We start from the raw sequence: 23,281 nt of genomic DNA, 5'->3' as shown, positions 1-23,281 counted from the left end.
GCGCGCACGGCGTTTATGCGGAGAGACGGAAAATGGTGAGCAGTTGGCGTGTGCAACAAGCCGCGCGCGAGGTGAAGGCGGGTGCGGTGATCGCCTATCCGACGGAAGCGGTCTGGGGCCTGGGCTGCGACCCGTGGAACGAGGACGCGGTGTATCGCCTGCTGGCGCTCAAGTCGCGCCCTGTGGATAAAGGGCTGATCCTGGTCGCCGACAACATCCGCCAGTTCGACTTTCTGTTCGAGGATTTCCCCCAGGACTGGATCGACCGCATGAGCGCCACTTGGCCAGGGCCTAACACCTGGCTGGTGCCGCACCAGGGCCTGCTGCCCGAATGGGTGACCGGGCAGCACGACACCGTGGCGCTGCGGGTCAGCGATCATCCACAGGTGCGGGAGTTGTGCGCGCTGGTCGGGCCGCTGATCTCCACCTCCTGCAACCCGGCCGGGCGGCCGGCGGCCAAGAGTCGGTTGCGGGTGGAGCAGTATTTCCACAACGAGCTGGATATGGTGCTGGGTGGGGCGTTGGGTGGGCGGAAGAACCCGAGCCTGATTCGCGACCTGGCGACCGGCGAGGTTGTGCGCCCGGGTTGATACCGCTGGCGAGGGCTTCGCCCTCGTTTCGCGGCACAAGGCCGCTCCTACAGGCAATCGCGATCCCCTGTAGGAGCGGCCTTGTGCCGCGAAAGGGCCGCAAAGCGGCCCCAGAATCCCCGCCGATTTTTCTGATTTGCACCCAGATGGCTGCCCATTCTGAATTCAGAGAAATATCCTACGCAGTCTGTCGACTGCCATTACCTTCTCAGTGGGAACTCCTGCCTCTAGGCTCCAGACCATCGCCGAATAACTTGGCGATCGGGTGTGGTAACCCGGTAACAGGAAGGTATCAGAGTCGTCTATGGCGGCTGTGCGCGGGAGGCTTTCGAGCCTGCCGGGTCTGGTACCTCCCCGGTTTACCACCCCGTGTACAGCTGCCACCCATTCGTGTGGTAACGGACGAGGTGTCAGCCCTACTCTGGTAGAGGTTGCCATGAACAAGAAGATTGTTCCCGATCCACCACTCCCAAACACCACAACCCACCCTTTCGGCCGCTGCGACGCCGGCCACCCTCCACTCTTCACCGTAAACCCCAGCATCGAAGCCCACGACGCCCTGGTACACGTCGCGCTCTACCTGCGCTGTGCCTACGACACCGGCATCAAGGCCCTCGATCACCTGCGCGATGAGGGGCGAGGCATGTACTGGTCCAGCCTGCATTCGCTGGAAATGGCGGAGGGGTTGGTGGAGGCGATGCTCGATGGCCTCGAGTCGGCTCCAGCGTTGAAGAAACCCGCCGGCTGAACTGACGCAATCGCGGGGCAAGCCCGCTCCCACGCCGATCTCTGGTCATGACGTGGGAGCGGCGGTTCGCCGCTGCGACTTGCCCCGCGATGAAATAGAAACTGGGAAATACCCTACGTGTCACACCGATCCAATCACGTTCTCGCTGAAGGTTTGGGCCGGTAATCTCCCTTTGCTTTGCGCAGCACTCCATCCCGAGTGATGAAGACGCCGACGGCGGGTCGTTGAGATTTGTACACAGCTTTGTACAATGTTCGCTCAGCTCTCCTTTGTAATTTGGGAAGGATTGGACAAATGCATGTACTGACTTTTAGCCAAGCTCGCGCCGACCTGAAGCAAACGATGGATGACGTATGCCGTGACCATGAGCCGGCCATCATCACGCGCCAACGTGGTGAGCCGGTGGTCATGCTGTCCCTGGAGGATTACAACGGCATGCAGGAGACCCTTTACTTGCTAGGGTCATCTGCCAACGCAAGGCGCTTGCGTTCATCAGTCGAGCAGCTGCGGTCGGGTCAGCCAGTTACCCAAGAGCTGATCATCGATGAACATGAAGTCAAAGCAACGCAACAAGACTGAGGCTCGGAATTCCGTGAGTGTTGCGTTCACTGTCGAGGGGTGGGAGGACTATCACCACTGGCGCGAAGCTGATTCGGTGATCTTCGAGGCAGTCAATGTGCTTATTCGCGAGTGCTGCCGCACACCCTTCAAAGGGACGGGCAAACCTGAGCCGCTCAAGGGTGATCTTTCCGGGTTCTGGTCTCGTCGCATCACCCGAGAGCACCGTCTGGTCTACTTCTATGAAGGTGGCCGGTTGACGGTACTGCAATGCCGGTTCCACTACGACTGAGCAATAGCATCGCGGGACAAGTCGCAGCGGCGAACCGCCGCTCCCACGCCGGTCTCTGATTATGGCGTGGGAGCGGCGGTGCGCCGCTGCGACTTGCCCCGCGATAGGGCCCTCAAGGTAGAAGCACAGTCGAGCCAACAGTCCGCCGCGCCGACAACTCCGTCTGCGCCTTGGCCGCCTCGCTCAATGGATACCGCTGCTGGATATCCACAACGAGCTTGCCACTGGCGATCATCGCGAACAGGTCGTCAGCCATTGCCTGGGTGTTCTCGGCATTGTTGGCGTAGCTCCCCAGCGTCGGCCGGGTGACATACAACGACCCCTTCTGCGACAGGATCCCCAAGTTGACCCCGGTTACCGCGCCGGAGGCATTGCCAAAGCTGACCATCAAACCGCGCGGCCGCAGGCAATCCAGCGAAGTCAGCCAGGTATCGGCGCCCACTCCGTCATACACCACCGAGCACTTCTGACCGTCGGTCAGCTCCAGCACGCGCTCCGCCACGTCTTCATGGCTGTAGTCGATGGTCGCCCAGGCGCCGAGGGCCTTGGCCCGTTCGGCTTTCTCAGCAGAGCTGACGGTACCGATCAGCTTCGCCCCCAGTGCCTTGGCCCACTGGCATGCCAGCGACCCCACACCGCCGGCGGCGGCGTGGAACAGCACGAAGTCCCCCGGCTGCACGGCATGGGTCTGCTTGAGCAAATACTGCGTGGTCAGCCCCTTGAGCATCACCGCTGCCGCCTGTTCGAAGCTGATCGCCTCCGGCAGCTTCACCAGGTTGGCCTCCGGCAGCGTATGCACCTCGCTGTAGGCCCCCAGCGGCCCACCGGCATAGGCCACGCGGTCGCCGACCTTGATCCGGCTGACGCCCTCGCCCACCGCCTCGACCACGCCGGCCGCTTCGGTGCCCAGGCCAGACGGCAGCGCAGGCGGCGCATACAGCCCGCTGCGGAAATAGGTGTCGATGAAATTCAAGCCGATCGCATGGTTACGCACCCGCACTTGCTGCGGGCCGGGCGGTGCCGGGTCGAACTCCACCAGTTGCAGGACTTCCGGGCCGCCATGCTGGCTGAACTGGATACGCTTGGCCATCACACACTCCTGTTGTCGAGGGTCGCAAAGGCCTTCTATCGGACGCCTTTGCTTGACCGCCGTCAACTGCGACGCGGCGTCGGCCGGTGGTATGCTACGCGGCGAATTTTCCCGCTCCTTCCAGGTGACCCGATGACCAGCCGCACCGAGGCCGTAAAAGCCTACCTGCTCGACCTGCAAGACCGCATCTGCTCTGCCCTCGAAACCGAAGACGGCGGCGCCCGCTTCGTCGAGGATGCCTGGGTGCGCGATGCCGGCGGCGGCGGTCGCACACGGGTGATCGGCGAGGGCAAGGTGATCGAGAAAGGTGGGGTGAATTTTTCCCACGTGTTCGGCGCCGGCCTGCCGCCGTCGGCCAGTGCCCACCGGCCGGAGCTGGCGGGCCGTGGTTTCGAGGCCCTGGGCGTGTCGCTGGTGATCCACCCGCACAACCCGCATGTGCCGACTTCCCACGCCAACGTGCGCTTCTTCATCGCCGAAAAAGAAGGCGAAGAGGCGGTATGGTGGTTCGGCGGTGGCTTCGACCTGACCCCGTACTACGGCAATGAAGAAGACTGCGTGCACTGGCACCGCGTCGCCGAGCAGGCCTGCGCGCCGTTCGGCGCCGATGTCTACCCACGCTACAAGGCCTGGTGCGACCGCTATTTCCACCTCAAGCACCGTGGCGAGCCGCGTGGCATTGGCGGCCTGTTCTTCGACGACCTGAACGAGTGGGACTTCGACACCTGCTTCGCCTTCATGCGCGCCATCGGCGACGCCTACGTCGATGCCTATCTGCCGATCATCCAGCGCCGCAAAGACACGCCGTACACTGCCAAGCAGCGTGAATTCCAGGAATACCGCCGTGGCCGCTACGTCGAGTTCAACCTGGTCTACGACCGCGGCACCCTGTTCGGTTTGCAGTCAGGCGGTCGCACCGAGTCGATCCTGATGTCGCTGCCGCCGCAGGTACGCTGGGGTTACGATTGGAAAGCGGAGCCTGGCAGCGAGGAAGCGCTCCTGACCGACTACTTCCTGCAGGACCGCGACTGGCTCGCCCAGTAAGCCAGTGGATAACCGAGGAGCCCTCATGGACCAATACGTCGTATTCGGCAACCCCATCGGCCACAGCAAGTCGCCGCTGATCCACCGCCTGTTCGCCGACCAGACCGGCCAGGACCTGGAGTACGGCACCCTGCTGGCGCCGCTGGATGAGTTCAGCGACTGCGCCACAGGCTTCTTCAAGCAAGGCAGCGGCGCCAACGTCACCGTGCCGTTCAAGGAAGAGGCCTATCGCCTGTGCGACAGCCTCACCCCGCGTGCACAGCGTGCCGGTGCGGTGAACACCCTGACCAAGCTGGCTGACGGCACCTTGCAGGGTGACAACACCGACGGTGCGGGGCTGGTGCGTGACCTGACGGTGAACGCCGGGGTGGTCTTGACTGGCAAGCGCATCCTTATCCTTGGCGCCGGCGGTGCTGTTCGGGGTGTGCTGGAGCCTATCCTGGCGCACAACCCGCAATCGTTGGTGATCGCCAACCGTACCGTTGAGAAAGCCGAGCAACTGGCGCGAGAGTTCGACGAGCTGGGGCCGGTGGTGGCCAGTGGTTTCGGCTGGTTGCAGGAGCCGGTGGACGTGATCATCAACGCCACTTCGGCGAGCCTGTCCGGCGAGCTGCCGCCGATTGCCGACAGCCTGGTCGAGGCGGGGCGCACGGTCTGCTATGACATGATGTATGGCAAGGAGCCGACGCCGTTCTGCCAGTGGGCCACCAAGCTTGGCGCGGCCAAGGTGCTGGATGGGCTGGGGATGCTGGCCGAGCAGGCGGCTGAGGCGTTCTTTATCTGGCGGGGAGTTAGGCCGGAGACTGGGCCGGTCTTGGATGAGCTGCGCCGACTACTCGCTCGTAGCTGAGATTGCTGGGGCCGCTTTGCGGCCCTTTCGCGGCACAAGGCCGCTCCTACAGAGGACCGCGCACTCTTGTAGGAGCGGCCTTGTGCCGCGAAAGGGCTGCAAAGCAGCCCCAGGATCTAAAAGGTCAATCATCGAACCGGATCGGACACTGCTCCACCCCCTCCAGCTTCTGTAACTCCTCGATCACCTGCGGCCGTGCCCGCTGCAACGTCAGGCTACCGCCATTGCGCATCAACCGCCGCGCCTCGCGGTGCAACATATCCACACCCGAATAGTCGATGAAGTTCACCTGTCGCGCATCGATCACCACATGCGGCCCCTGGCAGCGCTGCAAGCGCACCTGCAGGTAATGCGCCGCGCCGAAGAAGATCGACCCGCCCACCCGCAACACGTCCGCCTCCCCTTCCCGGCTCTGCTGCACTCGCGGCCTCGAGGTGCGCTTGAGGTAGAAGAACAGCGATGCCAGCACCCCGGCGTAGATCGCCGTTTGCAGCTCCAGCAGCAGGGTCGCGGCGGCGGTCAGCGCCATCACCAGGAACTCCGAGCGGCTGACCCGGAACAGCGCGCGGATGCCGCGATGGTCCACCAGCCCCCAGCAGATCAGCAGGATGCTGCCTGCCATTGCCGGGATCGGCAGATGGGCGATCAGCCCGGCACCAGCGACCGCGAACAGCGCCACCCACAGCGCCGAGAACACCCCGGCCAACGGTGAGCGGGCGCCTGCGTCGTAGCTGAGCCCGGAGCGGGTAAAGGAGCCGGAGGACAGGTAGCCGGAGAACAATGCCCCCATGATGTTCGACAGGCCCTGGGCGCGGATCTCCTGGTTGGCGTCGATCAGTTGCTCGGAGCGCGCGGACAGGGAGCGGGCGATGGACAGGCTGGTGACCAGCCCAAGCATGCCGATGGCCACGGCGCTGGGCAGCAGGCGCAGCATCAGTTCCACATCGAGTAGCGGCAGTGGGCTGAGCGGTGGCAACTGGCCGATGAAAGCAGGCACGCGTGGCACATGGCCGAACACGCCGGGCAACAGCCAAGCCGCCAGGCTGACCAGCAGCAGACTTATCAACAGGCTAGGCCAGCGTGGACGCCACAGCTTCAATACAACACCAATCGCCAGGGTGCTCAGTCCGAGTACCAGCGATGGCATGTCCACCTCGCCAATATGACCGGCCAATTCCTGCACGGTCTTCAGAGCCGTGGCCTGGCTAGATAGGTCCAGGCCCAGCAGGTTGGGCAATTGGCCCAGGGCGATGACAACGGCGGCACCGAGGGTGAAGCCCAGCACCACCGAATGGGAGACGAAGTTGACCAGCGCGCCGAAGCGCAGCAGCCCCAGCAAGAGTTGGAAGATGCCGCCGAGAAAGGTCAGCAGCAGCACCAGGGTCACGTAGTCGGCGCTGCCGACCACGGCCAGTGGGCTGATGCTGGCGTACAGGACGATGGAGATAGCGGCGGTGGGGCCGCAGATCAGGTGCCAGGAAGAGCCCCATAGGCAGGCGACCAGCACCGGCACGATGGCGGCGTACAGGCCGTACTCGGCGGGCAGGCCGGCGATCAGGGCGTAGGCGATAGATTGCGGCAGGGCGAGGATGGCGCCGCTCAGGCCCACCAGCATGTCCTGGCGCAGGCTGCGGCCCGATTGGCGGGGGAGCCAGGTGAGGAAGGGCAGCAGGTGGGTAAGACGAGACATGCGTCATTCCTGTTCAGTATCGCTGGCGAGGGCTTTGCCCTCGTTTCGCGGCACAAGGCCGCTCCTACAGGGATTCGCGCTCGCCTGTAGGAGCGGCCTTGTGCCGCGAAAGGGCCGCAAAGCGGCCCCGGCAGCCTAACAGACAAAAATCAGAGTTTGGCTTTGACCGTTTCTGCTGCATCCCCGCCAGCTTTGGTGGTCACCCCCGCGAGCCAGGCATTAAGCACCTGTGGATGGGCCTTCACCCAACCCCTGGCTGCCTCATCAAAGCTCACCTTCTTATCCACAACCTCGGCCATGATGCTGTTCTCCATATCCAGCGTGAACGTCAGGTTGCCCAGCAACTTCGCCGCATTCGGGCACACCTGTGGATATCCCTTGCGGGTCAGCGTGTACACATCACCTTTGCTGCCAAACCATTTTTCGCCACCCGTGAGGTAATGCATCTTCAACTTCACGTTCATCGGGTGCGGGGTCCAACCCAGGAAGGTGATGAACTGCTGCTTCTTCACTGCCCGATCCACCTGGGCCAACATCGCCTGCTCGCTGGACTCGACCAGCTTCCACTGGCCGAGCTCGAAGTCGTTCTTGTCGATGATCTCCTTCAGCGACAGGTTGGCCGGCGCGCCGGAGCCGATGCCATAGAGCTTCTTGTCGAACTTGTCGGCGTACTTGTGCAGGTCGGCGAAGTCCTTCACGCCGGCCTCCCACACATAATCGGGCACCGCCAGGGTGAACTCGGTGCCCTCCAGGTTGCGCGCCAACTGCTGCACGTCGCCATTGGCGATGAACTTGTCATGAAAACCCTGCTGCGCCGGCATCCAGTTGCCGAGGAAGGCATCCACCCGGCCATCCTTGAGGCCGCCGTAGATGATCGGCACGGCCAGGCTGTCAATCTTCACCTGGTAACCCAGGCTTTCCAGGAGCAGGCGGGCGACAGCGTTGGTGCTGGCAATATCGCTCCAGCCGGGGTCGGCCAGCTTCACGGTGCTGCATTGCGCGTCGCCGTCGGCGGCGTGGGCCGTGCCCAGGCTCAGGGCCAGGGCGAGCACGGCGGTGGAGAACTTCTGCATGGCGGCCTCTCTTCTCAATCCAGGGGTGCGGGCTGTGGATAACGTGCCTTGCGCTCGAGGTCGTCGAGATCGATGTGGTTGCGCATGTACTGTTGGCTGGCGTCCACCAGGGGTTGGTGGTCCCAGCTTTTCAGCGTGCCGATGGCCAGCGCCTCGGCCACCAGGCGGCGGCGGCGCTGGCTGGCCAGCACCTGCTGGCGCAGGCTGGGGATATCCCAGCGCTGGCGTGCTTCATCGACAAATGCCTGCAGCAGCGCCTGGTGCTCCGGGCTGCCGGTGAGGTTCTCCCGCTCGTGCGGGTCGCGGCTCAGGTCGTAGAGTAAACAGGGGTCGTCCTCGCTGTACACGAACTTGTATGCGCCGCGGCGGATCATCATCAGCGGGCCGACGGTGCCTTCGGCCATGTACTCGCCGATCACCTCGTCATGGCCCCCCTGCCCTTGCAGGTGGCCGAGCAGCGAGCGGCCGTCCAGATGAAGGGTGTTATCCACAGCGCCGCCGGCCAACTCGACCAGGGTCGGCAGCAGATCGCAGGTGGATACGCTGGCGCTGACCCGCGCTGGTGCGAAGCGTTTGGGCGCGTGGATCAGCAACGGCACCCGCGCCGACATCTCGAACCAGTGCATCTTGTACCAGAGCCCGCGCTCGCCAAGCATGTCGCCGTGGTCGCCGGAGAAGACGATCAGGGTGTCGTCGGCCAGGCCGCAGTCTTCCAGCGTCTGCACAAGCAGGCCGATATTGTCGTCGATGTAGCTGCAGGCGCCGAAGTAGGCGCGGCGGGCATCGCGGATCTTGTCCACGGGCAGCGGCTTGTCCCACAGGTCGTAGACCTTGAGCAGACGTTGCGAGTGAGGGTCTTGCTGACACTGGGTGATCACGTCGCCTGGCAGCGGGATATCCACCGCCTCGTAGAGATCCCAGTAGCGTTTGGGGATGGTGTACGGGTCATGCGGGTGGGTCATCGACACGGTCAGGCAGAAGGGCCGGCCATCGTCTTCGCGCACGTGGTCGTAGAGGTACTGGCGTGCCTTGAACACCACCTCTTCGTCGAAATCCAGCTGGTTGGTACGCACGCAGGGTCCGGCCTGCAACACCGAGGACATGTTGTGGTACCAGCTAGGGCGCTCGTCGGGGGCGTCCCAGTTCACCGCCCAGCCGTAATCGGCCGGGTAGATGTCGCTGGTCAGTCTTTGCTCATAGCCATGCAACTGGTCCGGGCCGCAGAAATGCATCTTGCCCGACAGCGCGGTGCGGTAGCCGAGGCGGCGCAGGTAGTGGGCGTAAGTCGGTATATCGGCGGGGAAATCGGCGGCGTTGTCATAGGCGCCGATGCGGCTGGGCAACTGGCCGCTGACCAGGGTGAAGCGCGAGGGGGCGCACAGCGGGCTGTTGCAGTAGGCGGAATCGAACACCACGGCCTGCTCGGCGAGGCGCGCCAGGTTGGGCATCCTGATCGGCGACGGGGTGTAGATCGGCAGCAGCGGCGCGGCCATCTGGTCGGCCATGATGAACAGTATGTTGGGTTGCTTCATGGTTACTTCCATCGTCGAGGGTTATGGAGAACGCTTGCAATCCAGCATGGTGCTGTGGATAACGTGGGTAAAGCCCACGTCGGGCAATGACTGGGATTAGCCAAGCTTATGTTTGAGCACCTTGCGGAACTGTCCCTCGATGCCCTGCGTGTATTCGAGGCCGCCGCACGTCTGCGTGGCTTTACTGCCGCTGCCCTGGAGCTGGGCACCACGCAGCCGGCGGTGAGCCAGCAGGTGAAGCGCCTGGAGGCGCGGCTGGGGACGCGATTGTTCGATCGCATCTACCGGGGCATCGAGCTGACCGAAGCGGGCCAGTTGCTGTTCGAACAGGTGCATCAAGGGTTGCAGGCCATGGACGAGGGTGTTGCCCAGGCCAGTGGCCGCGGGCAGCGCGAGGTGTTGCAGGTGGCCACCGACTTCGCCTTCGCGGCGTTCTGGCTGATGCCGCGCTTGCAACGCTTTCACGAGGCCAATCCACAGGTGGATGTGAGCCTGGTCACCGGCGAGCGCAGCCAGGGGATGTTGCGCCCGGACATCGATGTGGCGGTGCTGTTTGGCGATGGGCGCTTTCACCAGGGTGAGAGCCGCTGGTTGTTCGACGAGGAGGTCTTCCCGGTCTGCAGTCCGCGGCTGGCTCATGGCAAACCCTTGTCAGCCGTGGCTTTGCAACGATTGCCCTTGCTGCATCTGAAGGGCGAGCAGGCCAGTCGCTGGTTCGATTGGGCGGGGGTGTTTCGTGGTCTTGGTGTGGACAGCCCGCCTCCGTCCGGGCAGCTACGGTTTGATAACTACACGCTGCTGATTCAGGCCGCGATTGCCGGGCAAGGGGTGGCCATCGGTTGGGCACATCTGGTTGATGGGCTGGTCGAGCAAGGGTTGTTGTGTCGGCCTATGGAAGGCAGTCTGCGGTCGGAGCGCGGGTATTACGTAGTGCTGCCGCCGCGCAAACGACGCGGGGCGCTGATCCAGCGGTTCGTAGATTGGCTGGAGCTGGAGCGCATGTAGGAGCGGCCTTGTGTCGCGAAAGGGCTGCAAAGCAGCCCCGGTAGTGTTGCGGGATTGCCATAATCTGGGGCCGCTTCGCGCCCCTTTCGCGGCACAAGGCCGCTCCTACAGGGATGGCGTAGACTTCCAGATGTTCGTATTACTGTAATCAGGAGCCACTGTGCAAAGGATCAAGGGCTATCACGCCCACGTGTACTACGACGCATCGACCATGGAACAGGCCCGTGAGCTGTGCGAGGAGGCGGCGCGCCTGTTCTCCGTGACCATGGGGCGCATGCACCAGAAGCCGGTCGGGCCGCACCCGGACTGGAGCTGCCAGTTGGCCTTCGGGCCGGAATTGGTCGGCGTGGTGCTGCCGTGGCTGGCGCTGTATCGCAATGGGCTGGTGGTGTTCCTGCACCCGGAAACCGGGGATGAGCTGGCGGATCACCGCGATCATGCGATCTGGATGGGGGCGATCAGGCCGTTGGATCTGTCGATTTTCAAAGAGTAGATCGTTGTTGCCTGTGCGGGCCTCTTCGCGGGTAAACCCGCTCCCACAGGTCAGGTGAAACTCTCAGGATCACACCATTACTGTGGGAGCGGGTTTACCCGCGAAGCAGGCGACGCGGATCAGGCCCGGGCGGCGCGCACGCCTTCAGCCAGTGCCGAGCACAGGCTCAGCACATCCTTCACTGCCTGTCCGGCATCCTTGGCCTGGGCGATCTTGTCGACCAGCGCCGAACCCACCACCACGCCATCGGCCAAACGGGCAATGGCTGCGGCCTGTTCGGGCGTGCGGATACCAAAGCCAACACTGATCGGCAGATCGGTATGCCGACGCAGGCGTGCAATGGCCTCGGTCACATGCTCGGTGGTTGCCGAACCGGCACCGGTCACACCGGCCACCGACACGTAGTAGACGAACCCGGAGCTGCGCTCCAGCACGCGCGGCAGGCGCGCATCGTCGGTGGTCGGGGTGGTCAGGCGGATGAAGTCGATACCCGCGGCCTGGGCCGGAGTGGCCAGCTCGGCGTCGTGCTCCGGTGGCAGGTCGACGATGATCAGGCCATCGACGCCGGCTTCCTTCGCCTCGGCGACGAACTGCGCCACGCCGAAACGGTGGATCGGGTTGTAGTAACCCATCAGTACGATCGGTGTGGTCTGGTTATCCACACGGAATTCGCGAACCATCTGCAGGGTCTTGGCCAGGGTCTGGCCGGCTTCCAGGGCGCGCAGGGTGGCGAGCTGGATGGCCACGCCGTCGGCCATGGGGTCAGTGAACGGCATCCCCAGTTCGATCACGTCGGCACCGGCCGCTGGCAGGCCCTTGAGGATCTCCAGCGAAGCGTCGTAGCCCGGGTCGCCGGCAGTGACGAAGGTGACCAGTGCCGAGCGGCCTTCGGCCTTCAGTTCGGCGAAGCGTTGTTCGAGACGGCTCATGCCTGTTTCTCCTGGGCGGCCATGTGGTTCATCACGGTTTGCATGTCCTTGTCACCACGACCGGACAGGCAGATCACCATCAGGTGGTCCTTGGGCAGCTTCGGCGCGCGCTTGATCGCCTCGGCCAGGGCGTGGGAGCTTTCCAGCGCCGGGATGATGCCTTCCAGGCGGCAGGTGGCGTGGAAGGCGTCGAGGGCCTCGTCGTCGGTGATGCTGACGTACTCCACGCGCTTCACTTCGTGCAGGTAGGCATGCTCCGGGCCGATGCCGGGGTAGTCCAGGCCTGCCGAGATCGAGTGGGCGTCGGTGATCTGGCCGTCGTCGTCCTGCAGCAGGTAGGTGCGGTTGCCGTGCAGTACGCCCGGCACGCCGCCGTTCAGGCTGGCCGCGTGCTTGTCGGTGTGCACGCCGTGGCCGCCGGCTTCGACGCCGATGATCTGCACGCTGGCATCATCGAGGAAGTCGTGGAACAGGCCCATGGCGTTGGAGCCGCCGCCGACGCAGGCGATCAGGCTGTCGGGCAGGCGCCCTTCCTTCTCCTGCAACTGGGCGCGGGTTTCCTTGCCGATGATCGACTGGAAGTCGCGGACCATCGCCGGGTACGGGTGGGGACCTGCCACGGTGCCGATCAGGTAGAAGGTGTCGTCGACGTTGGTGACCCAGTCACGCAGGGCCTCGTTCATGGCGTCCTTGAGCGTGCCGGTGCCGGCGGTCACCGGGACGATCTCGGCGCCCAGCAGCTTCATGCGGAACACGTTGGCCTGCTGACGCTCGATGTCGGTGGCGCCCATGTAGATCACGCAAGGCAGGCCGAAGCGCGCGGCGACGGTGGCTGTGGCCACGCCATGCATGCCGGCGCCGGTCTCGGCGATCAGGCGTTTCTTGCCCATGCGCCTGGCCAGCAGCACCTGGCCGATGCAGTTGTTCACCTTGTGCGCGCCGGTGTGGTTGAGCTCTTCACGCTTGAAGAAGATCTTCGCGCCGCCGCAGTGCTCGGTCAGGCGCTCGGCGAAGTACAGCGGGTTGGGGCGGCCGATGTAGTCGCGCTGGAAGTAGGCCAGTTCTTCGAGGAACTTGGGGTCGGCCTTGGCGGCTTCGTATTCGCGGGCCAGGTCCAGCACCAGGGGCATCAGGGTTTCGGCCACGTAGCGGCCGCCGAACGAGCCGAACAGGCCGTTGGCATCGGGGCCGGCGCGGTATTGGGTCTGGGTCATGGGGCGCTCCATAAGCGGTGTATGGGTTGGGATCGTGCTGGCTTCTTCGCGGGTAAACCCGCTCCCACAGGTACGGCGTCGCACTTGGAATCTGTGGGAGCGGGCTTGCCTGCGAAGAGGCCGACACTGGTCGATGGGCTTTACTCTACCCATGACATGCCCGGCTGAAAACCGATAAGATTGCGAAAACCTGTCAGGAAAACTCACAAGTCAAATGGCCCAGGACCTTCCCCCCCTCAACGCCCTGCGGGCCTTCGAGGCGACCGCCCGGCTGAACAGTGTCAGCCAGGCTGCCGAAGCACTTCACGTCACCCATGGCGCCGTCAGCAGACAGATCAAGGTGCTTGAGGAGCATCTGGGCGTGGCCCTGTTCGCCAAGGACGGTCGTGGCGTCAAACTCACAGATGCCGGGGTGCGCCTGCGTGATGCCAGCTTCGAGGCCTTCGACCGCTTGCGCAGTGTCTGTGCCGAGCTTTCCCGCGATGCCGACGAAGCGCCCTTCGTGCTCGGTTGTTCCGGCAGCCTGCTGGCGCGCTGGTTCATCCCGCGCCTGGGACGTTTGAAAGCTGACCTGCCGGAGTTGCGCCTGCACCTTTCAGCTGGCGAAGGCGATCTCGATCCTCGCCGCCCGGGGCTGGATGCCCTGCTGGTCTATGCCGAACCGCCATGGCCGGCGGACATGCAGGTGCATGTGCTCGCCGAAGAGCGGATCGGCCCGGTGATGAGCCCGCACTTCGAAGGCTTCGATCGTTTGAAAGCCGCGCCAGCCGTGGCTTTGCAACGAGAGGCGGTGTTGCACACGACCTCGCGGCCACAGGCCTGGCCGACCTGGGCGCAGCAGCATGGCATCGAGCCCGGCGCGCTGAGTTACGGCCAGGCATTCGAGCATTTGTACTACCTGCTGGAGGCGGCGGTGGCAGGGCTTGGCGTGGCCATCGCGCCACAACCGCTGGTGGCGGACGACCTGAAGGCCGGGCGGCTGGCTGCGCCATGGGGCTTCTCACCGACCCGCGCCGCGTTGGCCCTGTGGGTGCCCCGGCGCGCCGCGGACGGGCGCGCCGAGCAGCTGGCGCAATGGCTGCGCCGGGAGCTGCAACAGCAGGCCGGCTAGCTGCGCCGGCACATCAGGTAGGCGGCCAGCAGGCCGAGGGCGCCGACTGCCACACCGACGGTGGTCCAAGGGTGTTCCTGGGCATAGTCGCGGGTGGCGACACCGGTCTGGCGGGTGCGGGTCTTCACTTCCTCGTAGGCGTCACCGAGCAGGCTGCGTGAATGCTTGAGGGCGTTTTCGGCATTGCCGCGCAGCGCCTTCATGGTCTTGTGCGACTCCTCCGAGGCATCGTGCTTGAGGTGCTCCAGCGTCTTGAGCAGGCTTTCGATCTCGGCTTCCATGCTTTCCAGGGAGGCTTGGCGCAGGGAATTGCGTGGCATGTTGACTCTCCTTCGCGGTATGGGCTGTAAGGAGTGCGACTGCGCGGCAGTGGGAAAGTGCAGTCGAACTTTCTCCTGCGGCGATCGCTCGCAGGTAAACCGGGCCTGCGCTGCTAGGCTCAACGGACTACCCAACCAAGGAGAGCACTCATGTCGGATCATCACACCTACAAGAAGATCGAGCTGGTCGGATCCTCCCCCACCAGCATTGAAGAAGCGATCAACAATGCCCTGGCCGAGGCCGGCAAGAGCATCAAGCACCTGGAGTGGTTCGAGGTGGTCGATACCCGCGGGCACATCCGCGACAACAAGGCCGCGCACTTCCAGGTGACGCTGAAGGTGGGCTTTCGCATCGCCAACAGCTGAAACGAAGCTGGGCTAGGCTTGCCCGGCCTGATCGGGTAATAAGGTTGCAGGGCGCGAGCTTCGCGCCCTTTTCGTCTTTGATCTGTACAAGGAAAGCGATCGATGAAGAAGTTGATTCTGGCCGTGGGGCTGATGGCATTGGCCGGCGGCGCGCTGGCGGCGGGCAAGCCGTGCGAGGAGCTCAAGGCGGAGATTGCGGCGAAGCTGGATGCCAAGGGGGTGAAGGGCTATACGCTGGAGATCGTCAACAAGGGCGATCCGGCGGGCAAGGTGGTCGGCACCTGCGAGGGCGGGACCAAGGAGATTGTCTACCGCCGTGGCTGATGCGCTGGATTCTTCGCGGGCAAGCCCGCTCCCACAGGTATTCCACTGTTATCAAGGTCAGTGAGGTACCTGTGGGAGCGGGTTTACCCGCGAAGAAGATCACTCGGTCTTGAGGGCCTGCGCCATCAGCTCATAGGACCTGATCCGGTCGGCATGCTCATAAAGATCACTGGTAAAGATCAGCTCATCCGCCCCGGTCTGTTCCAGCAGCACCTCCACCTTCGCCCGCACCTTCTGCGGGCTGCCGATCATCGCCAGGCCCAGGAAGCTGCTCACCGCATCGCGCTCATGGGGCAGCCATAGTCCATTCATGCTTTCGACCGGCGGGCGCTGCATAAGGCTCTGGCCACGGATCAGCGCAAGGATGCGCTGGTACACCGACGTCGCCAGGTACTCGGCCTTTTCGTCGGTCTCGGCCACCACCATCGGGATGCCGAGCATCACGTAAGGCTTGTCCAGCGTGGTGGACGGCTTGAAATGGTCACGGTAGATGCGGATCGCCTCGTGCATGTAGCGTGGCGCGAAGTGCGAGGCGAAGGCATAGGGCATGCCGCGCATGCCGGCCAGCTGGGCGCTGAACAGGCTGGAGCCGAGCAGCCACATCGGCACCTCGGTGTCGTGACCGGGCACGGCGATCACTTTTTGATCATCGGTACGCGGGCCGAGGTAGCGTGACAGTTCCTCGACATCGTCGGGGAAGTCGTCGGCACTGCCGGAGCGTTCACGCCGCAGGGCGCGGGCGGTCATCTGGTCGGAACCCGGGGCGCGGCCCAGGCCCAGGTCGATACGGCCAGGGTACAGGCTGGCCAGGGTACCGAACTGCTCGGCAATCACCAGCGGCGCATGGTTGGGCAGCATCACCCCGCCGGAACCGATGCGGATGGTCGAGGTGCCACCGGCCAGGTAGCCGATCAGCACGGCGGTGGCCGAACTGGCGATGCCGTCCATGTTGTGGTGTTCGGCGACCCAGAAGCGGTTGTAGCCAAAGCGTTCGGCGTGCCGGGCCAGGTCCAGCGAGTTGTGCAGCGATTGCGCCGGGCTGCCATCGGCGCGCACGGGCACCAGGTCGAGGGTGGATATCTTCAGGTCTCGCAGGTGCGTCATTGGAGCCTCCGCTTCAGGTGATTGGCCAAGGGCCTTGCGAACTCTGTATGGGCATATTCGGCGGATTCAATGCCTGCCTGCAGATTGATCTGAACTTGGCGCAGGCCCAGTCCTCAGAACTGTACATACCCAACCCATGTCCGGGAGGCAGCATGAAAAAGACAGCATCGGCGGTCTGGCAAGGTGGTCTGAAGGACGGCAAAGGCCAGATTTCCACTGAAAGCGGCGCGCTCAAGCAGGCGCCCTACGGCTTCAACACCCGCTTCGAGGGCAGCCCCGGGACCAACCCGGAGGAGCTGATCGGCGCCGCCCATGCCGGGTGCTTCTCGATGGCGCTGTCGATGATGCTGGGCGAGGCGGGTTTCACCCCGGAACGTATCGATACCGTTGCCGAAGTGAGTCTCGACAAGCAGGCCGACGGCTTTGCCATTACCGCCGTGCACCTCACGCTCAAGGCAGCAGTGCCGGGTGCCAGCGAAGCGCAATTCAAGGAGATCGCCAACAAGGCCAAGGCGGGTTGCCCGGTCTCCAAGGTACTGAACGCGACTATCAGCCTGGACGCCACCCTGCTTTCCTAGGCGGCGCAACGGCGGCGGTTTCCTGTAGTCTAAACAGCGTTGGCAGCTCGTCTGCCCTGTCTCAGGAGCCGTTCCATGATCCGCGTAGCAATTGGTGTGCTGGCTTCCCTGCTCGCCACGGTCGCACTGGCCGCGCCCAAGCCGTGCGAGGAACTGAAGGCCGAGATCGAAGCGAAGATCCAGGCGCGCGGGGTGACCTCCTACACGCTGGAGATCGTGCCTAACAGCGAAGTCCGCGATCAGAACATGATCGTGGGCAGCTGCGATGGCGGCACGAGGAAGATCATCTACCAGAAGAACGATAGGTAAGGCCGGCTTCCACCTCTGTAGGAGCGGCCTTGTGCCGCGATGGGGCTGCGCAGCAGCACCGGTGATTTTTGTTTGATGCTGAAATCCTGGCGTCCCTATCGCGACACAAGGCCGCTCCAGGCGAATGGCTGTGAGTCCTAGGGAATACAGGTCACGTTGCTCGGCTCGTTGACCACCACCTTGCGGTTGGCGTCGTACAGCAGCACCTGCGGTTGCATCGCCGGGGCCCGTGCCTCCAGGCGATAACGCTGGCCGGCCTTGAAGTCGTTGTAGCGCACGGTGAGATAGCAGGTTCGCTCGGTGGGGTCGGTGCTGAAGCCGCCGGAATGGATCTCGTAGTCAAAGCGCACCACCAGTTCGTGCTTGCCCGGCGTCACCTGGAAGTAGCGACCGTCATCCAGGCGCTGGCCGTCGAGGCGGTCGGCCATGATGGTCCTGCCGGGGGTGATGGTGTAGAGATCGACCCAGGCCTTGCCTGGGTCTACGGGCGGCAAGGGGCTGGCGCACGCCCCCAGTGCACTGAGGGCCATCAGCATCATGGGCTGGCGCATGGTGAAACTCCCGCTCGCGGTTCACAGGTTACAAGCATAGCGCCGTTCGCAGGGTTCAGGTGCGCTGGCAGCCTGCCGGCTCACCTTGGCCGATCAGTTTCTGCTGCTGGTCGTAGAGCTTGATCCAGGGGCGGAAACCGATGCTGCCCGCCTGCATCTGGTAGCGTTGCCCGGCGGTGAAGTCCTTGTAGCTGAGATTGAGCTGGCAGTCGCGCCACAGCGGCTCGTCCACCGGGCCGATGTTGCTGGGCGTCACGGTGAACTGGTAGCGCACGGTCAGCTCATGATTGCCGGGCTGCACCTGGAAATAGCGGGTGTCGGCCCAGTCGCGCTCATCGACCTGCAGGGCGTGCAGCGAGTCGTTGTCACCCGGGGCGAGGTCGATCCAGGCCTGGTTCGGGTCGGCGCGCGGCAGGAATGAGGCACAACCGGACAGCAGCACGAGCGTGCCGGCGGCAAACAGCAGAGTACGCATGGCGAAGCTTCCCCTTGGCGAGATAGTCTTGGTCGCATTCGGCCGACGAGCGAGATAGACAGCCTCGATGTTTGGACTTTTTCTTTTCATGCGCTGCAGCCGTCGGGCTCTGGACCGCGTTTTCACCCGGTTGGTTCCCGTGGCGCTGGGCGTCCTGCTGAGCGGTTGCTCCAGCGTGGGCTATTACGGCCAGTTGGCCGAAGGCCAGTGGCAGTTGTTGCGGGCGCGCCAGCCGCTGGATCGGGTGATCGAGGATCCGGCCACCAGCCCGGTGCTGCGCCAGCGCCTGTCGTTTGCCGAAAAGGCCCGGGCGTTTGCCAGCTCGCAGTTGAAGTTGCCGGACAACGGCAGTTACCGGGTCTACGCCGATTTGGGGCGACCGTATGTGGTGTGGAATGTGTTCGCGACACCTGAGCTGTCGTTGCAGCCGGTGACCCATTGCTTCCCCATCGCCGGCTGCGTGGCTTATCGAGGGTACTACCGGCAGGGCGCGGCCCGCGGCGCGGCGGCGTTGATGCGCCAGGAAGGCCTGGATGTCTATGTGGGAGGCGTGGAGGCTTACTCCACCCTGGGATGGTTCGATGACCCGATTCTGTCGACCATGGCCGGCTGGGGGGATGAGCGCCTGGCCACGGTGATCTTCCATGAGCTGGCGCACCAGCGCTTCTACGTGCAGGACGATACCGAGTTCAACGAGTCGTTCGCCTCGTTCGTCGAACAGGAGGGCACCCGGCAATGGCGCGCGGCACGTGGCTTGGCAGCCATCGACGAGGCTGGCGCCAGGCAGCGCGAGCAGTTCACCCGGCTGGTGCTGGCCAGCCGCGAGCGGTTGCAGGCGATCTATGCCGGGCCGTTGGATGAGGCGAGCAAACGGGCGGCCAAGCAGGTTGAGTTCGAGCGGTTGCGCCGGGAATACCGCGAGGTGCGGGATCGGGATTGGGGCGGGGATCGGCGGTTCGATGCCTGGATCTTTGCGCCATTGAACAATGCCAAGTTGTTGCCTTTTGGGCTTTATGATCAGTGGGTTCCGGCGTTTTCGCAGTTGTTCAAGGATGTTGGTGGGGATTGGTTGAGGTTTTACCAGCGAGTCGAAGAATTGGGTCGGATGCCCATTGATAGGCGCAAGGCACAGTTGGAGCGTCTGATGCCATCGCGGGGCAAGCCCGCTCCCACGCCATGATCAGCTGCCAGCGTGGGACAGAGGACAGCGTGGGAGCGGGCTTGCCCCGCGAAGAGGTCAGCGCGTAAAGGCCTGGTGCAACTCGGCCAGTGTCTCGAAATGGAACGCTGGCGCCTCGGCCTCCAGTTCCTCCCGGCTGCCGAACCCATAGCCCACCGCCACAGCCTGCAACCCATTGCTGCGCGCACCGATCAGGTCATGCTTGCGGTCACCGATCATCAGGGTCTGTGCCGGGGCGAGCCCTTCTTCATCCAGCAGGTGGCGAATCAGCTCGACCTTGTTGGTGCGGGTGCCGTCCAGCTCGCTGCCGTAGATCACCTTGAAGTGCTGGTCGAACTCGAAATGCCGGGCGATCTCGCGGGCATACACCCACGGCTTGGAAGTGGCGATATACAGGGTGCGTCCCTGGCCGTTGAGCGCCTGCAGCAGCTCGGGCACGCCGTCGAACACCAGGTTCTCGTAAAGCCCGGTGACCTTGAAGCGCTCGCGGTAGAAGTTCACCGCATCCCAGGCCTTGGCCTCGTCGAAGCCATAGAACTGCATGAAGGCCTGCAACAGGGGCGGGCCGATGAAGTGCTCGAGGCGGGTCAGGTCCGGCTCGTCGATGCCCAGCTTGGCCAGGGCGTACTGGATCGAGCGGGTGATTCCTGAGCGCGGGTCGGTCAGGGTGCCGTCGAGGTCGAAGAGGATGTTCTGCTGGTGCATGTAATGGATTCCGCTCGAATTCTGGGTCGACTGCTTCGCGGGTAAACCCGCTCCCACAGGCTGTGTGCAAGATCTGTGGGAGCGGGCTTGCCCCGCGATGGCGTCATTGCGGTTGGTCGTAGCCTTCGGCCAGGTGCTGGTCCTTGAGCTTCACGTAGTTGCCGGCACTGTAGGCAAAGAACGCGTGTTCCTGCTCGCTCAGCAGGCGCACCTGCTTCACCGGGCTGCCCATGTACAGGTAGCCGCTGACCAGGCGCTTGCCCGGCGGCACCAGGCTGCCGGCGCCGATGATCACTTCATCCTCGACGATGGCGCCGTCCATGAGGGTGCTGCCCATGCCGACCAGGATGCGGTTGCCCAGGGTACAGCCATGCAGCATGACTTTGTGACCGATGGTCACCTCGTCACCGATGATCAGCGGAAAACCGTCGGGGTTGAACGGCCCGGCGTGGGTGATGTGCAACACGCTGGCGTCCTGCACGCTGGTGCGCGCGCCGATGCGGATGCGGTGCATGTCGCCGCGTACCACGGTCAGCGGCCAGATCGAGCTGTCCTCGCCGATCTCGACGTCGCCGATGACCACCGCCGAGCGGTCGACGAAGGCCCGTGCTCCCACTTTCGGCGTGTGTTGCTGGAAGGTCCGGAGGGCCATGATAGTGTTCCTCTGCAATGCCGATAGGCAGGCTGCCTGCTGCGGTCGGCGTCGATTGTAATTAAGATGGTCCCGTGTTTCTCCTGCCAAGGTACCCGAACCGTGAGTGCGAACAACCCGCTGCTGCAGTCCCATGATCTGCCGCCCTTCTCGGCAATCCGCGCCGAGCATGTGCTGCCGGCGATCGAGCAGATCCTCGCCGACAACCGCAAGGCCATCGCCGAGATCCTCGAAAAGCAGGGCAAGAACCCGACCTGGGCCGGCCTGGTGCTGGCGATGGACGAACTCAACGACCGCCTGGGCGCCGCCTGGAGCCCGGTCAGCCACCTCAATGCGGTGTGCAACAGCCAGGAGCTGCGCGAGGCCTACGAGTCGTGCCTGCCGGCCCTGAGCGCCTATTCCACCGAACTGGGCCAGAATCGCGCCCTGTTCGAAGCCTATGAAGCCCTGGCCGCCAGCCCCGAGGCCGCAGGCTTCGACGTGGCGCAGAAGACCATCATCGACCACGCCCTGCGCGACTTCCGCCTGTCGGGCATCGACCTGCCGGCCGACCAGCAGCAGCGCTACGCCGAAGTGCAGAGCAAGCTCAGCGAGCTGGGCAGCCGCTTCTCCAACCAGCTGCTCGATGCCACCCAGGCCTGGACCAAGCACGTCACCGACGAGGCCGCCCTCGCCGGCCTGACCGACTCGGCCAAGGCGCAGATGGCCGCCGCCGCCCAGGCCAAGGGCCTCGACGGTTGGCTGATCACCCTGGAATTCCCCAGCTATTACGCGGTGATGACCTACGCCGACGACCGCGCCCTGCGCGAAGAGCTGTATGCCGCCTACTGCACCCGCGCCTCCGACCAGGGGCCGAACGCCGGCCAGTTCGACAATGGCCCGGTAATGGAAGAGATCCTCGACCTGCGTCAGGAGCTGGCCAAGCTGCTGGGCTACCCGAACTTCGCCGAGCTGAGCCTGGCCACCAAGATGGCCGAGTCCAGCGACCAGGTGCTGAGCTTCCTGCGCGACCTGGCCAAGCGTTCCAAGCCGTTCGCTGCCCAGGACCTGGAACAGCTCAAGGCCTACGCCGCCGAGCAGGGTACCCCTGAGCTGGCCAGCTGGGACGCCGGCTACTTCGGCGAGAAGCTGCGCGAGCAGCGCTACAGCGTGTCGCAGGAAGCCCTGCGCGCCTACTTCCCGATCGACAAGGTGCTGACCGGCCTGTTCGCCATCGTCCAGCGCCTGTACGGCATCGAGATCGCCGAGCTCAAGGGCTTCGACAGCTGGCACCCGGACGTGCGCCTGTTCGAGATCAAGGAAAACGGCCAGCACGTCGGGCGCTTCTTCTTCGACCTCTATGCCCGCGCCAACAAGCGTGGCGGTGCCTGGATGGACGGCGCCCGCGATCATCGCCGCACCGCCGCCGGCTCGCTGCAGAGCCCGGTGGCCAACCTGGTGTGCAACTTCACCCCGGCCACGCCCGGCAAACCGGCGCTGCTGACCCACGACGAAGTCACCACCCTGTTCCACGAGTTCGGCCACGGCCTGCACCACCTGCTGACCCGCATCGAGCATGCCGGCGTGTCCGGCATCAACGGCGTGGCCTGGGACGCCGTGGAGCTGCCGAGCCAGTTCATGGAGAACTGGTGCTGGGAGCCCGAGGGCCTGGCGCTGATTTCCGGCCACTACGAGACCGGCGAACCACTGCCCCAGGACCTGCTGGACAAAATGCTGGCGGCGAAGAACTTCCAGTCCGGCATGATGATGGTGCGCCAGCTGGAGTTCTCGCTGTTCGACTTCGAGCTGCACGCCACCCACGGCGACGGCCGCGGCGTGCTGCAGGTGCTCGAAGGCGTGCGCGACGAGGTCTCGGTGATGCGCCCGCCGGCCTACAACCGCTTCCCCAACAGCTTCGCGCACATCTTCGCCGGCGGTTACGCGGCGGGTTACTACAGTTACAAGTGGGCCGAAGTGCTGTCGGCCGACGCCTTCTCGCGCTTCGAGGAAGAAGGCGTGCTGAACGCCGAGACCGGCCGTGCCTTCCGCGAAGCCATCCTGGCCCGTGGCGGTTCCCGCGAGCCGATGGTGCTGTTCGTCGACTTCCGGGGCCGTGTGCCTTCCATCGATGCATTGCTGCGCCACAGTGGCCTCACCGAGGACGCGGCGGCATGAGCGAGGTAGCCGTGAGCAAGAGCAAGCGACGTTTCATCGCCGGGGCGGTATGCCCGGCGTGCAGTGAGATGGACAAGCTGATGATGTGGAACGAGGACGGCGTGCCGCACCGCGAGTGCGTGGCCTGCGGGTTCACCGACACCCTGAACGAACAGGGCCTGTCGGTACCCTCGGAGCTGGGCACCCGGGTCAACCACCTGGCGCCCAAGGCGGCGCCGGCCAAGGTGCAGACCGTGCAGTTCTTCCCCAATCCGAAGCTGAAGAAGCCGGAGTAAGCCTGGGCCCGCTTTGCGGGCCAGGGGGGGGGGGGGGGGGGGGGGCCGCGCCCCCCCCCCCCCCCCGGG

At 64.4% G+C, this 23,281-nt stretch carries 28 protein-coding genes; 16 read left to right on the top strand and 12 right to left on the bottom strand.

From position 1 onward, the window contains the following. Nucleotides 1-35 precede the first annotated feature (35 nt). From tsaC to POF53_RS12195, 4 genes are all read left to right on the top strand, one after another. Nucleotides 36-590: an L-threonylcarbamoyladenylate synthase type 1 TsaC gene (gene tsaC / locus POF53_RS12210; protein WP_498967883.1), complete on the top strand. Its 555-nt coding sequence runs from the start codon at nucleotides 36-38 to the stop codon at nucleotides 588-590. A gap of 436 nt (nucleotides 591-1,026) precedes the next feature. Then, complete coding sequence (locus POF53_RS12205; protein ID WP_498967881.1) at nucleotides 1,027-1,338, top strand: hypothetical protein; 312 nt, start codon at nucleotides 1,027-1,029, stop codon at nucleotides 1,336-1,338. 294 nt (nucleotides 1,339-1,632) lie between these two features. Next, nucleotides 1,633-1,917: a type II toxin-antitoxin system Phd/YefM family antitoxin gene (locus POF53_RS12200; RefSeq protein ID WP_046853585.1), complete on the top strand. Its 285-nt coding sequence runs from the start codon at nucleotides 1,633-1,635 to the stop codon at nucleotides 1,915-1,917. Continuing rightward, a complete protein-coding gene (locus POF53_RS12195) occupies nucleotides 1,883-2,188 on the top strand; it encodes a Txe/YoeB family addiction module toxin (RefSeq protein ID WP_203649203.1) in 306 nt (101 codons plus the stop codon). Before POF53_RS12200 ends, POF53_RS12195 begins: the two co-directional genes overlap by 35 nt. A 112-nt stretch (nucleotides 2,189-2,300) precedes the next feature. Here POF53_RS12195 and POF53_RS12190 read toward each other — a convergent pair whose 3' ends face one another. Continuing rightward, complete coding sequence (locus POF53_RS12190) at nucleotides 2,301-3,278, bottom strand: NADPH:quinone reductase (RefSeq protein WP_475860194.1); 978 nt, start codon at nucleotides 3,276-3,278, stop codon at nucleotides 2,301-2,303. 132 nt (nucleotides 3,279-3,410) lie between these two features. Here POF53_RS12190 and hemF point away from each other — a divergent pair, with 132 nt between their 5' ends. After that, nucleotides 3,411-4,322: an oxygen-dependent coproporphyrinogen oxidase gene (gene hemF / locus POF53_RS12185; RefSeq protein WP_498967878.1), complete on the top strand. Its 912-nt coding sequence runs from the start codon at nucleotides 3,411-3,413 to the stop codon at nucleotides 4,320-4,322. Between the two features lie 25 nt (nucleotides 4,323-4,347). Then, a complete protein-coding gene (gene aroE / locus POF53_RS12180) occupies nucleotides 4,348-5,172 on the top strand; it encodes a shikimate dehydrogenase (protein WP_254463952.1) in 825 nt (274 codons plus the stop codon). Nucleotides 5,173-5,296: 124 nt separating this feature from the next. Here the strand turns inward: aroE and POF53_RS12175 are convergent, their stop codons facing one another. The 3 genes from POF53_RS12175 to betC form a co-directional block, all read right to left on the bottom strand. Next, nucleotides 5,297-6,862, bottom strand: coding sequence for a SulP family inorganic anion transporter (locus POF53_RS12175; protein WP_498967875.1), 1,566 nt, complete (start codon nucleotides 6,860-6,862; stop codon nucleotides 5,297-5,299). 149 nt (nucleotides 6,863-7,011) lie between these two features. Next, nucleotides 7,012-7,935, bottom strand: a complete 924-nt coding sequence (choX, locus tag POF53_RS12170; RefSeq protein ID WP_232855451.1) for a choline ABC transporter substrate-binding protein — start codon at nucleotides 7,933-7,935, stop codon at nucleotides 7,012-7,014. Between the two features lie 14 nt (nucleotides 7,936-7,949). Further along, nucleotides 7,950-9,467: a choline-sulfatase gene (gene betC, locus POF53_RS12165; protein WP_498967873.1), complete on the bottom strand. Its 1,518-nt coding sequence runs from the start codon at nucleotides 9,465-9,467 to the stop codon at nucleotides 7,950-7,952. Nucleotides 9,468-9,575: 108 nt separating this feature from the next. Here betC and POF53_RS12160 point away from each other — a divergent pair, with 108 nt between their 5' ends. Next, nucleotides 9,576-10,472, top strand: coding sequence for a choline sulfate utilization transcriptional regulator (locus POF53_RS12160; protein ID WP_232855453.1), 897 nt, complete (start codon nucleotides 9,576-9,578; stop codon nucleotides 10,470-10,472). A 160-nt stretch (nucleotides 10,473-10,632) separates the two neighbouring features. Next, nucleotides 10,633-10,965 carry a DOPA 4,5-dioxygenase family protein gene (locus tag POF53_RS12155; RefSeq protein ID WP_203649193.1) on the top strand — a complete coding sequence of 111 codons (333 nt, stop codon included), beginning with the start codon at nucleotides 10,633-10,635 and terminating at the stop codon, nucleotides 10,963-10,965. 119 nt (nucleotides 10,966-11,084) lie between these two features. On the opposite strand, the gene trpA is transcribed toward POF53_RS12155, so the two are convergent. Next, nucleotides 11,085-11,894, bottom strand: coding sequence for a tryptophan synthase subunit alpha (gene trpA, locus POF53_RS12150; protein ID WP_203649191.1), 810 nt, complete (start codon nucleotides 11,892-11,894; stop codon nucleotides 11,085-11,087). After that, nucleotides 11,891-13,108, bottom strand: coding sequence for a tryptophan synthase subunit beta (gene trpB / locus POF53_RS12145; protein WP_498967870.1), 1,218 nt, complete (start codon nucleotides 13,106-13,108; stop codon nucleotides 11,891-11,893). Before trpB ends, trpA begins: the two co-directional genes overlap by 4 nt. 214 nt (nucleotides 13,109-13,322) lie before the next feature. Here trpB and POF53_RS12140 point away from each other — a divergent pair, with 214 nt between their 5' ends. Continuing rightward, a complete protein-coding gene (locus tag POF53_RS12140; RefSeq protein ID WP_498967868.1) occupies nucleotides 13,323-14,219 on the top strand; it encodes a LysR family transcriptional regulator in 897 nt (298 codons plus the stop codon). Here the strand turns inward: POF53_RS12140 and POF53_RS12135 are convergent. Continuing rightward, complete coding sequence (locus POF53_RS12135; RefSeq protein ID WP_498967866.1) at nucleotides 14,216-14,539, bottom strand: ElaB/YgaM/YqjD family protein; 324 nt, start codon at nucleotides 14,537-14,539, stop codon at nucleotides 14,216-14,218. The two genes, POF53_RS12140 and POF53_RS12135, sit on opposite strands and share 4 nt — an antisense overlap. A gap of 150 nt (nucleotides 14,540-14,689) precedes the next feature. Here POF53_RS12135 and POF53_RS12130 point away from each other — a divergent pair, with 150 nt between their 5' ends. After that, nucleotides 14,690-14,905 carry a dodecin gene (locus POF53_RS12130; RefSeq protein WP_011531496.1) on the top strand — a complete coding sequence of 72 codons (216 nt, stop codon included), beginning with the start codon at nucleotides 14,690-14,692 and terminating at the stop codon, nucleotides 14,903-14,905. A gap of 102 nt (nucleotides 14,906-15,007) precedes the next feature. Further along, nucleotides 15,008-15,229: a DUF1161 domain-containing protein gene (locus tag POF53_RS12125; RefSeq protein WP_110736077.1), complete on the top strand. Its 222-nt coding sequence runs from the start codon at nucleotides 15,008-15,010 to the stop codon at nucleotides 15,227-15,229. Nucleotides 15,230-15,328: 99 nt separating this feature from the next. Here the strand turns inward: POF53_RS12125 and POF53_RS12120 are convergent, their stop codons facing one another. Continuing rightward, nucleotides 15,329-16,333 carry an LLM class flavin-dependent oxidoreductase gene (locus tag POF53_RS12120; protein ID WP_203649187.1) on the bottom strand — a complete coding sequence of 335 codons (1,005 nt, stop codon included), beginning with the start codon at nucleotides 16,331-16,333 and terminating at the stop codon, nucleotides 15,329-15,331. A 152-nt stretch (nucleotides 16,334-16,485) separates the two neighbouring features. On the opposite strand from POF53_RS12120, the gene POF53_RS12115 reads away from it, so the two are divergent. Together POF53_RS12115 and POF53_RS12110 are read left to right on the top strand one after the other, a co-directional pair. Then, a complete protein-coding gene (locus tag POF53_RS12115; RefSeq protein WP_498967863.1) occupies nucleotides 16,486-16,911 on the top strand; it encodes an OsmC family protein in 426 nt (141 codons plus the stop codon). Between the two features lie 75 nt (nucleotides 16,912-16,986). Beyond that, nucleotides 16,987-17,220: a DUF1161 domain-containing protein gene (locus POF53_RS12110; RefSeq protein WP_498967861.1), complete on the top strand. Its 234-nt coding sequence runs from the start codon at nucleotides 16,987-16,989 to the stop codon at nucleotides 17,218-17,220. Nucleotides 17,221-17,357: 137 nt separating this feature from the next. Here POF53_RS12110 and POF53_RS12105 read toward each other — a convergent pair whose 3' ends face one another. Both POF53_RS12105 and POF53_RS12100 read right to left on the bottom strand, forming a co-directional pair. Continuing rightward, entirely contained in the window at nucleotides 17,358-17,771 is a 414-nt protein-coding gene (locus tag POF53_RS12105) for a PA0061/PA0062 family lipoprotein (protein WP_203649181.1), read from the bottom strand. Between the two features lie 55 nt (nucleotides 17,772-17,826). Beyond that, nucleotides 17,827-18,246, bottom strand: coding sequence for a PA0061/PA0062 family lipoprotein (locus POF53_RS12100; protein ID WP_254463949.1), 420 nt, complete (start codon nucleotides 18,244-18,246; stop codon nucleotides 17,827-17,829). Nucleotides 18,247-18,385: 139 nt separating this feature from the next. On the opposite strand from POF53_RS12100, the gene POF53_RS12095 reads away from it, so the two are divergent. Continuing rightward, entirely contained in the window at nucleotides 18,386-19,426 is a 1,041-nt protein-coding gene (locus POF53_RS12095; RefSeq protein WP_498967858.1) for an aminopeptidase, read from the top strand. 57 nt (nucleotides 19,427-19,483) lie between these two features. Here the strand turns inward: POF53_RS12095 and POF53_RS12090 are convergent, their stop codons facing one another. Both POF53_RS12090 and POF53_RS12085 read right to left on the bottom strand, forming a co-directional pair. Further along, on the bottom strand, nucleotides 19,484-20,131 hold the full coding sequence (locus tag POF53_RS12090; RefSeq protein WP_498967857.1) for an HAD family hydrolase: 648 nt from the start codon (nucleotides 20,129-20,131) through the stop codon (nucleotides 19,484-19,486). 103 nt (nucleotides 20,132-20,234) lie between these two features. Beyond that, entirely contained in the window at nucleotides 20,235-20,783 is a 549-nt protein-coding gene (locus tag POF53_RS12085) for a gamma carbonic anhydrase family protein (RefSeq protein WP_232855458.1), read from the bottom strand. A gap of 66 nt (nucleotides 20,784-20,849) precedes the next feature. Here POF53_RS12085 and prlC point away from each other — a divergent pair, with 66 nt between their 5' ends. Then, complete coding sequence (prlC, locus tag POF53_RS12080; protein WP_498967854.1) at nucleotides 20,850-22,937, top strand: oligopeptidase A; 2,088 nt, start codon at nucleotides 20,850-20,852, stop codon at nucleotides 22,935-22,937. Then, entirely contained in the window at nucleotides 22,934-23,212 is a 279-nt protein-coding gene (locus POF53_RS12075) for a YheV family putative zinc ribbon protein (protein WP_110736062.1), read from the top strand. Before prlC ends, POF53_RS12075 begins: the two co-directional genes overlap by 4 nt. Nucleotides 23,213-23,281 lie beyond the last annotated feature (69 nt).

This window comes from Mitsuaria sp. RG, assembly GCF_028369275.1.
Taxonomy (GTDB): Bacteria; Pseudomonadota; Gammaproteobacteria; order Pseudomonadales; family Pseudomonadaceae; genus Aquipseudomonas; species Aquipseudomonas peradeniyensis.
Note: the sequence above shows the minus strand (reverse complement) of the source record. Positions and strands in the feature narration are given on the sequence as shown.